Below are 415 nucleotides of genomic sequence, written 5' to 3'. Positions count from 1 at the left end.
CTCGCAGTGCTGTCCGCATTCAGTAGACCTATAGCCGTCATTGAAACAGTCTATTTGATCTGCCTCGTTAGTCGGCGCATCGATTTCGCTAGCTGCATTGCATTCGAATGATCTCAACAAGCAGCGCGTCGGGGAGCAGGAAAAATCTGGTGAAAATCTCGAAAACCTCCCAGACCATCAAGGTGGTCCAAGGTACGTTCGGCTTCGAGAATGAGCTTATCAGCAAGCTCAAGACCTCGAGCCCGGGGGACTTTCAGGTCGTGCATTCCTCCGGCCGTAAACTACATCAAATATTTGAATGGTGGCTACAACTCGGAGATCAAAGAGGCCAACACAAGACGGGCACGATGAAGTCGCTGACCTTTGCCGATCCGGTCTATTGGACAACCAACGCGGATGCATGGACCACGCAGTG

General features: G+C 51.8%; 1 protein-coding gene. It reads left to right on the top strand.

Features of this window, described 5'->3' with window-relative positions; translation table 11 throughout:
* Positions 1-149: 149 nt before the first annotated feature.
* Positions 150-415, top strand: a 266-nt coding sequence (locus AC0L2R_RS33880; protein ID WP_473514130.1) for a hypothetical protein, incomplete at its 3' end; no start/stop codon positions are given.

The sequence above is a fragment of the Mesorhizobium sp. WSM4820 genome, from assembly GCF_055811075.1.
Note: the sequence above shows the minus strand (reverse complement) of the source record. Positions and strands in the feature narration are given on the sequence as shown.